The following is an 8,024-nucleotide window of genomic DNA, read 5'->3' as shown; positions in this document are numbered from 1 at the left end:
GTATCCGACAAGAGATGCAATTGTTTGGGCGCTTGAAACATTCTATGGATGGAGTGGTTTGCTTGCAAAGGACATAAGTTATGGACCAAACGAAAGAGCAGGTAAATACTCGATGTTCTTCATGCAGGTAAAAAACGGGCAACTTGTAAAAGTCTCTGATTGGATTTCTGTTTTGAAATAATTTAAAAATACGAGGGAAGGGGGAACCCTTCCCTTTTAAATCAAATAAAGGAGTAGATATGCTTGAGATAAAAAACTTAACGGTAAAATTCGGCAACCTTGTTGCAGTTAACGATTTTAGCATGGTGGTTTCTGAGGGAACAATCCACTCTTTGATAGGACCAAATGGTGCAGGAAAAACAACTGTTTTTAACGCAGTGTTCAATCTTGTTCCCTATGGTGGTAGTATTAGTTTTTTAGGAACGGATCTTAGGAAAGTTCCAACTCATGATAGACTTTCTTTTGGTCTTATGAGGACTTACCAAAACCTTAGTATTTTTTATTCAATGACTGTTGAGGAAAATATAAAAATGGGGCTTCAACCAAAATTAAAAACCAACTTATTGAAGGATTTTATCGGGTTTGACGTATTTAATACCAAGGAAACTAAAGAAAAGGTAGATTTCGTTTTAGATCTTTTACAGATAAGGCATTTAGCAAAGGCATTTCCTATGTACCTTCCATACGGCACTCAAAAACTTGTAGAACTTGGAAGAGCAATCGTCTCAATGCCTAAACTCGTTCTGCTTGATGAACCTGCTGCAGGGCTTAATGATGAAGAAAAAGAAGAAATGAAAAAAATTCTTCTGCACCTTAAGGAAATTGGCATTACATTAGTTGTTGTGGAGCATGATATGGGAATAGTCATGGATCTTTCTGATGTTGTTACAGTGATGAATTATGGATTGAAGATAGCAGAAGGTAATCCCCAAAGCGTTTTGCAAAACCCCGAAGTAATTGAAGCATATCTGGGAGTGGAAGATGCTTAGGATAATTGATCTTGTTTCTGGATATGGACCAATTGATGTCCTCCATGATATAAATATTGACTTTAAAGACGCAAAGATTGTATCGGTACTTGGTGCAAATGGTGCAGGTAAGTCAACTCTTCTTAAAACAATTTCCCATATCGTAAAGCCAAAAAGAGGTTCCATAATTTTTGATGGTGTTGATATAACTCACTTTGAGCCATCGCAAATTGCAAAGATAGGTATTGCTCATGTTCCAGAAGGACGTCACATATTTCCAAATCTCTCTGTGAAGGAAAATCTTTTAGTGGGCGGGTATTTTAGAAACAAATTTGAAAATGAAGAGACGTTGAATTTTGTTTTTGAACTCTTCCCTGTGCTGAAGGAAAGAATAAACCAGGAGGCAGGTACTTTATCTGGTGGCGAGGCACAGATGCTTGCAATTGGGAGAGGGCTTATGGCAAAACCAAAACTCCTTCTTTTAGATGAACCTTCCTTGGGTCTTGCTCCAAAAATTATTTCGGAAATATTCCATGTGATAAGAAAGCTTGCAGACGGAACAGACTTAAAGGTTCTTCTTGTCGAGCAAAATGCAAGAAAGGCTCTTGACATTTCAGATTATGCATATATCCTTGTTCTTGGACGCATTGCACTTCACGGACCTCCCTTAGATCTAAAGGAAAACGACGAAGTAAAAAAATTGTACCTCGGAGGAAAATATGTTTAGTCTCATTTTTGGAGGAGTTGCAACTGGCTCTATCTATAGTCTTACTGCGGTAGGCATCGTCTTGATTCTCTCTACAACAAATGTTATGAATTTTGCACAGGGCGATGTAGGAATGTTTCTGACTTATATTGCTTTTCTTTTTATTGCACGTCAAGTCCCACCATACCTTACACTTCCAGTAGTTGTTGTTGCAGGAATACTTCTTGGTGTTGTGCTTGATAGAGGTCTTATGACTAAGGCAAGAAAGAGTTCACACCTTGGTATGGTTATGATAACTCTTGCACTTACAATGATTCTCGAGGGGGTTGTTGCAACTTTCTTTGGTAATATCCCATTATATTTTCCACCGATTATCCAAGGAGATCCAATTGTTATAGGGAACGTTATAATGGATAGGCAAAATATATTAACAATTTTTATTGCTCTTATCATATTTGCTATGCTTTTTCTAATCCTCTATAGAACTAAAATTGGCATTGCAGCACGAAGTATTGCAGATGATGAGTATGGAGCAACTGTTTTAGGGGTACCCATTAATAGAATTACAACTTTTATCTGGGCACTATCATTTGGCATTGCAGGAATTGCAGGGCTTATGACGGCACCAAGATTATCTTTAGAACCTACATTTATGATAGTTGTGCAACTCAAGGCTTTTATTGCTGCAGTCCTTGGAGGCATGGGCTCAGTTACGGGCGCAATCTTTGGTGGTCTTATTCTTGGTGTACTTGAAAACTTCATTGCTTATTATATACCCTCTATAAAGGAAAGTTTTTCTCTAATTCTTGTTGTTGTAATTCTGCTATTTCTACCTCACGGTATTTTTGGAAGACGTGAAGCAAGGAGGGCATGATGAAGAAGAATCTCATATACATAATTTTAGGTGTAGTTGTTCTTGTGATTCCTATATTACTTAAAAATAGGCCGTCTCTTGTAGGATACCTAAACCTTGTAATGATATATTCAATTGCTGTTATTGGACTTAATCTCCTTTTGGGAATTGCAGGACAAATATCTTTGGGACATGCAGCATTTATGGCTATTGGTGGTTATACATCTGCGATTCTTGTTATGAATCTTAATCTACCATCTTTATTGGGGATTCTCTTAGGTGTTATTTTTGCAGCATTTTTTGGTTTTTTGATAGGCTTTCCTTCCTTGAGGTTAAAGGGGTTTTATCTTGCAATTGCAACTATGGCACTAAGTACTGCAATAACGGATATAATTAAAAGACTACAAATAACAGGGAGTGATCATGGCCTTATGAATATACCCCCTATAAGTATTTTCAATTTCTCATTTTCAAGCGAGATTTCAAAATACTATTTATTCCTTGTATTTCTTGTGATCACTATCATCCTCATTAGGAATTTCTTAAGAGGCAAGAGTGGCATGGCGCTTAGAGCAATGAGGGATTCTGAATATGGAGCACTTGCCTGTGGAATAAATATATCTTATTATAAAATCCTTGCCTTTGTCATTTCATCTGCTCTTGCGGGACTTGCAGGTGCGCTTTATGCCCACTCTATATCATATCTGCACCCAATGAATTTTGGATTAGGACTATCAATTGATTTTCTTGCAATTACAATTATCGGTGGTCTTGGAACACTCTTTGGACCAATCCTTGGGTCATTTTTGTGGATAATTCTTCCAAGATTTTTTGGCACTCATCTTGAATCTATGGCAACAGTGGTTTTCGGTATAATCCTCATAATCATTGTACTTTTTCTGCCAAGGGGACTTTATGAGATTATTGAAAAGTTTGATAGAATACTCAAAAGACCAGTAGGAGCAAAGTAAGTGAGAAAAACTTCCGATAGGAAAGAAGAAATAATTAAAGAAGCAATAAATGTCTTCAAAGAAAAACGTTTTGATAATTGTTCAATAAGTGAGATTGCTCGTCGTTTGGGCGTACGTACTTCTCTTATTTATTATTATTTCAAAAACAAAGATGAAATTTTTAGAGAAATTGTCGGATATTTTAGAGATGAACTTTGCAAAAAGATAGAAGTGGCATCCACAGTTGATGGAACTCCATTTGATAAAATTTCTTCCATCCTTTTAGCATACAAGGATTATACAAAGACTGAGCGAACACTTTATGATATTTTTAGGGAAGTTGAATTTGTGGATAGAGATCTCGCCCTTGATTTCTATGAAAGACTTACTGGAAGAATTAAAGATGCTTTAAAACAAAGTCTTATTGAGGGACTCGACTCTGAAGCAATATCTTATGCAATCCTTGGGAGTATATATTTTGTTGTTATAAAGAATCTTATCTGGGAGAACAAGCCTGATATTGAAAAGGAGTTTGAGGTAGTTAAACTCGTGCTTAAAAATGGCATTGATAAAATTGGCAACTTTGCTCCTTACATTATTCCTAAAAAGGAACTTTCTCTTGAAGAAACCCAGTCATTTGAATCAAGAGGCGAAAAAACACGGTATAGCCTCATTAAGGCTGCTGAAAAACTCTTTGGAGATCGTGGCTACAACGAAACGCAGATTTCAGATATTGCATATCATGCGCATGTTGGACTGGGTACTTTCTATCTTTACTTTAATAGTAAAAAAGATGCCCTAAAAGAGGTAGTACAGTTCGTAAACAAAATGTTAAGGAAAAATTCCTGGTACTATTGCAAGGATTTTACAGATAGGCGTGAGATAGAAAATGCAGGGATTCAGGCATTTTTTTATCAATTTAAGACAATGGGAAATGATTATAGAATTGTGCGTGAGTCAGAGTTCATTGATAAAGATATTGGCGTTTGGTACTACACAAGAATTGCATCATCTTATGCAAAGGGTCTTCTTGAAGGGATGAGTAGGGGAGAGATAATTGAAACCGATCCCGAAACTCTTGCATATATTCTTATGGGTATCTCTCATACGGTTGGTATAAGATGGTTTGTACTTAATAAAAAGAAAGGACTATCCGATAAATCAATTCTCTCAGTACTTGAATTTATAATGCACGGATTAAAAGGAATCTTAAAGGAGGATTAAATGGACGTAAAAGAAGAATACAAGAGAAAACTCCTCGATATTGAAGGAGTTTTAAATAGGATTAAATCTTTTGATAATGTAGTCGTTGCGCTTGGTGCATCACAACCAGTCTCGTTTCTTTCAAATTTGCACCTTATAAAAGATAGGGTGCAGGGAGTTAATATTATTTCGTGCTTGCTTCTTAAGGAATATGAATTTTACAAATATATTGACAGAGAAAACGCGCCATTTACGCTTGAGAGTTGATATCTTGGAAATTTTGAGCGTGCTCTTTACAAGCAGGGTAAAGCAACATACATTCCAAATAACCTTCATGCAGCATCGACTGATAAGATCCAATCAAAACATGTAAATGTTTTTGTAGGCACTGCAACACCAATGGATAGAAACGGATATTTTTCGCTTTCACTTGGTCTTGTTTATGAGAAAGATATGGTCGAGAATGCCGATATTGTTATCCTTGAAGTAAATGAAAACACGCCAAAGACATTTGGAGATACGCATGTGCATATAAGCGAAGTGGACTATGTTTTTGAAAGTAAGGAGCCCATTATTGAAGTACCTTCAGTAGAAGCAACCGAAGTTGAAAAAAGGATTGGTGAGTTTGTTTCTGAACTTATTGAAGATGGCTCAACAATCCAACTTGGAATAGGAGGGATTCCTAATGCAATTTCAAAATTCCTTGAAGGCAAAAAAGATCTTGGCATTCACACTGAGATGATGACAGAGGGAATGGTTGATTTAATTGAGAAAGGAATTGTAACAAATACAAAGAAAAACCTTTTCAAAGGTAAAACTGTTGCAGCGTTTGTCATGGGAACTAAAAAGCTTTACGACTATGTAGACGAGAACATTTCAGTTGAAATACACAGAGGGAAATTTGTAAACGACCCGTATGTAGTTTCTCAAAATGAAAAAATGGTAAGCATAAATACGAGTTTGGCAGTTGACCTTACAGGACAGGTTTGTTCGGAGTCCTTTGGATTCGAGCAATATACAGGAACTGGCGGACAACTTGATATGCATAGAGGCGCAGTAATGTCTAAAGGTGGGAAAGGTATCATTGCTATGCGCTCATCAGTAAAGAATGATACTATCTCAACAATTGTCCCGATGCTTCCCTTGGGAAGTTTTATTACAATCCCCCGGCAAGATGTCGATTACATTGTGACCGAATATGGTATTGCGCATCTTCGAGGTAAAAACCTTAGAGAACGTGCACTAGAATTGATAAACATTGCTCATCCAAATTTTAGAGATTACCTTTCAAGCGAAGCAAAAAAGATGAATCTAATTTAAGGAGGAAGAACTAATGAAAGATGTCTATATCAGTTTACCTTTAAGAAGTCCTACAGGAAAATTTGGCGGAAGTTTAAAGGATATTCCTGCAACAAAAATTGCAGGTGCAATTGTGAAAAAGATTCTTGAGGAGACAAAAATCCCGAACGATGTGTTTGATGATGTAATTTTCGGGAATGTGCTTCTTGCTGGAGAAAAGATGAACCCGGCAAGGCAGGCTGCAATATTTGGAGGTGTAAGCGAAACCGTGCCTGCAATGACAATAAACAGGGTTTGTGGCTCTGGTCTACAGGCAATTGTATCGGCTACAATGGAAATTCAATCTGGGTATGCATCATCTATTATTGCAGGAGGAATGGAGAATATGGATCAGGCGCCATATATCCTTCCTAATGCAAGATATGGGTTTAGACTTGGTGACACAAAACTTTATGATGAAATTCTTTTGGACGGTCTCAATGACGCATTTACAAATAAACACTCAGGACTTATCACAGATGAGTATCTCGTTCCCAGGTATGGGATTACACGTGCACAGCAGGATGAATTTGCCTACGAAAGTCATATGAAGGCAGCAAAGGCGATTAACGACGGTAAGTTCAAAAGTCAGATTGTCCCAATAACTTTGCCAAATGGAAATGTATTTGACACAGATGAAACTGTGCGTCCCGACACAACAATCGAAAAACTTTCAACACTTAAACCTGCTTTCAAAGAGGGTGGCACAATTACTGCAGGAAATGCTCCATCTCTAAATAGTGGAGCAGCATCAATGATTATTTCAGATGAAGATGCTGTTAAAAAATATAATCTCCCTGTGTTTGGGCGTGTTGTGTCTTATGCGATTTCAGCAGTTGATCCAAATTTCTTCGGCATTGCACCTGTTTTTGCAATTAGAAAGGCGTTAGGTTTAGCAGGCCTTGAGATTAATGATATCGACCTTTTTGAAATTAATGAGGCCTTTGCTGCAATTGCTCTTGCAATTCAAAAGGAGCTTAATATTCCCAGAGAGAAACTTAATGTTAATGGCGGTGCAATTGCTTTGGGACACCCGATTGGCGCAACAGGTGCAATCCTCACAACGAAAATTCTTCACGAGTTAAAATTACGCAATGCAAAGTACGGACTTGTGTCACTTTGTATTGGCGGTGGGCAGGGTATAGCGGTAATCTTTGAAAGGGTATAGAAGGGTAAGAACAAAACTATTTTCTTCATACTTTTGTTGAAGGAAGGCTATGCCTTCCTTCAACTTTATTGCTAAAAGTATCCTTGCCTTTAAGTGAAAGTTTTGAGTGATGAATGCTTTACATTATTATTTTAACAATTTAACAAGCTCATTTACTTCCTGAGGGAGAGTAAAATTTCCATCTGACCCAGGTTCAAATTCAAGCGTTTTCACAACAGCATCAAGATTAAGTGCTCCGTAAATGTGTGGATAATAGTCATATCCACTGCTTTCAAAACGAATGTGAGCCTTAACTTTTGAGGAATCAATACAGAGCAAAACTAAACCTTTTTCATTCTTAAAATTAGAATTAGCTATTTTGATTATCTGTTCAGGAGTAGAACAGTGAATAAAACCTTCAAGAGACAAACTTACCGGGCTATATTCGCCCTTTGTCAAGGCATTCTCCCAATCTTCATGTTTTGCAATATGCAAAATCAACATAGCATCATCTCTTAGCTCATTTTACCAAAATGTTAATTTGTGTTCAATTTTTTAAGCGATCTTATGTTTATTATATAATTGAATAATGTAATTGAACTTAACTTTGAGTTCACCTAACTTACGGTATGTATTGCAATACCTAAAATGATAATCATTTTGATGAGAGCATCTCCATTAAAACTAACCCAATTCAAATAGAGGATAGTCATTTACTTGCCACTCGAAATGTAGTGAGTAGCCGTTTCTTTTAATCTGAAGAAGGAAATTGTCTTCAAAATGATTTACCAAAACTGAGGAGATATCTCCTCTGTTTATATTGGAGGGGGTAAAAGTCCCCCATCAACCATTAGAAAGG

The 8,024-nt window shown here is 36.9% G+C and carries 7 protein-coding genes and 2 pseudogenes; 8 read left to right on the top strand and 1 reads right to left on the bottom strand.

Features of this window, described 5'->3' with window-relative positions:
• The 8 genes and pseudogenes from ACP5SP_RS06885 to ACP5SP_RS06850 form a co-directional block, all read left to right on the top strand.
• Positions 1-181 (top strand): annotated as a pseudogene (locus ACP5SP_RS06885) (ABC transporter substrate-binding protein); the annotation flags it as partial.
• A gap of 58 nt (positions 182-239) precedes the next feature.
• On the top strand, positions 240-989 hold the full coding sequence (locus ACP5SP_RS06880) for an ABC transporter ATP-binding protein (protein ID WP_416085286.1): 750 nt from the start codon (positions 240-242) through the stop codon (positions 987-989).
• The gene (locus ACP5SP_RS06875; protein ID WP_416085285.1) at positions 982-1,695 is read left to right on the top strand and encodes an ABC transporter ATP-binding protein; all 714 of its coding nucleotides are present in this window, start codon (positions 982-984) and stop codon (positions 1,693-1,695) included. The genes ACP5SP_RS06880 and ACP5SP_RS06875 overlap by 8 nt, the downstream gene beginning before the upstream one ends.
• Positions 1,688-2,548: a branched-chain amino acid ABC transporter permease gene (locus tag ACP5SP_RS06870; protein WP_428076320.1), complete on the top strand. Its 861-nt coding sequence runs from the start codon at positions 1,688-1,690 to the stop codon at positions 2,546-2,548. The genes ACP5SP_RS06875 and ACP5SP_RS06870 overlap by 8 nt, the downstream gene beginning before the upstream one ends.
• Positions 2,548-3,498 carry a branched-chain amino acid ABC transporter permease gene (locus tag ACP5SP_RS06865; protein ID WP_416085283.1) on the top strand — a complete coding sequence of 317 codons (951 nt, stop codon included), beginning with the start codon at positions 2,548-2,550 and terminating at the stop codon, positions 3,496-3,498. Before ACP5SP_RS06870 ends, ACP5SP_RS06865 begins: the two co-directional genes overlap by 1 nt.
• A complete protein-coding gene (locus ACP5SP_RS06860; protein ID WP_428076319.1) occupies positions 3,499-4,701 on the top strand; it encodes a TetR/AcrR family transcriptional regulator in 1,203 nt (400 codons plus the stop codon). It begins immediately after the preceding gene.
• Positions 4,702-6,000 (top strand): annotated as a pseudogene (locus ACP5SP_RS06855) (acetyl-CoA hydrolase/transferase family protein). It abuts the gene before it with no gap.
• A 13-nt stretch (positions 6,001-6,013) separates the two neighbouring features.
• A complete protein-coding gene (locus tag ACP5SP_RS06850; protein WP_428076318.1) occupies positions 6,014-7,186 on the top strand; it encodes a thiolase family protein in 1,173 nt (390 codons plus the stop codon).
• Positions 7,187-7,312: 126 nt separating this feature from the next.
• Here the strand turns inward: ACP5SP_RS06850 and ACP5SP_RS06845 are convergent, their stop codons facing one another.
• Entirely contained in the window at positions 7,313-7,669 is a 357-nt protein-coding gene (locus tag ACP5SP_RS06845) for a DUF952 domain-containing protein (protein ID WP_428076317.1), read from the bottom strand.
• Between the last annotated feature and the right edge of the window lie 355 nt (positions 7,670-8,024).

The organism is Caldisericum sp. (genome assembly GCF_049967455.1).
GTDB lineage: Bacteria > Caldisericota > Caldisericia > Caldisericales > Caldisericaceae > Caldisericum > Caldisericum exile_A.
This window is presented reverse-complemented; position numbering and strand designations above follow the sequence as displayed.

Coding starts and splice junctions, on each gene's coding strand:
- ACP5SP_RS06870 (WP_428076320.1), top strand. CDS start 1,688: ATGTTTAGTCTCATTTTTGGAGGAGTTGCAACTGGCTCTATCTATAGT.
- ACP5SP_RS06850 (WP_428076318.1), top strand. CDS start 6,014: ATGAAAGATGTCTATATCAGTTTACCTTTAAGAAGTCCTACAGGAAAA.
- ACP5SP_RS06865 (WP_416085283.1), top strand. CDS start 2,548: ATGAAGAAGAATCTCATATACATAATTTTAGGTGTAGTTGTTCTTGTG.
- ACP5SP_RS06875 (WP_416085285.1), top strand. CDS start 982: ATGCTTAGGATAATTGATCTTGTTTCTGGATATGGACCAATTGATGTC.
- ACP5SP_RS06880 (WP_416085286.1), top strand. CDS start 240: ATGCTTGAGATAAAAAACTTAACGGTAAAATTCGGCAACCTTGTTGCA.
- ACP5SP_RS06845 (WP_428076317.1), bottom strand. CDS start 7,669: ATGTTGATTTTGCATATTGCAAAACATGAAGATTGGGAGAATGCCTTG.